This is a genomic window from Vibrio sp. 2134-1, assembly GCF_033339495.1.
The window spans coordinates 1-500 of record NZ_JAWOUS010001045.1 but is presented as its reverse complement, the minus strand read 5'-3'; the positions used below and the strand labels follow the sequence as shown (position 1 = coordinate 500).

The window sequence follows — 500 nt, the reverse complement described above, 5'->3', positions numbered from 1 at the left end:
AACGCCGAATACCGTTGAGAATGAATTTGGCGTTCCTCAAGAAGAAGACTGGTTGCTAGACGACGTTGAGTCTGAAGCTGAAAACAAACTTGAACAAGAACCTGTTGCGGCAACGTCCACTGACGTTGATGAAGACAAGTTCAACTTCGACGAACTGGAACTGCCAGAGTTTGATGAAGAAGATGCATTGGCATCGATGGCTGATGAACCTGAGCTACCAGAATCTGAACGTGAAGCGGCAGCACCAGCAGCCGAAGCGGAAGAAGAGTTCAACTTCGATGATACTGAACTGCCAGAGTTCAGTGAAGAAGATGCTATAGCGGCTATGGCTGAAGCATCATCTTCATCAGAATCAGAAGTTGCGCCTAAGCCAATTCTCCAGGCAGATAATGACCATGATGCGCTTTTTGAAGTCTTCGCTCAAAACAGTTTTGATCAAGAGGTAGAGCAGCCAACTGCTATTGAATCTCCATCTGAGTTAGACGATTTTGATGAATCAA

At 45.6% G+C, this 500-nt stretch carries 1 pseudogene; it reads left to right on the top strand.

The window, feature by feature from the left end:
* Window positions 1-500, top strand: a pseudogene (locus R7R78_RS29955) (AAA family ATPase); the annotation flags it as partial.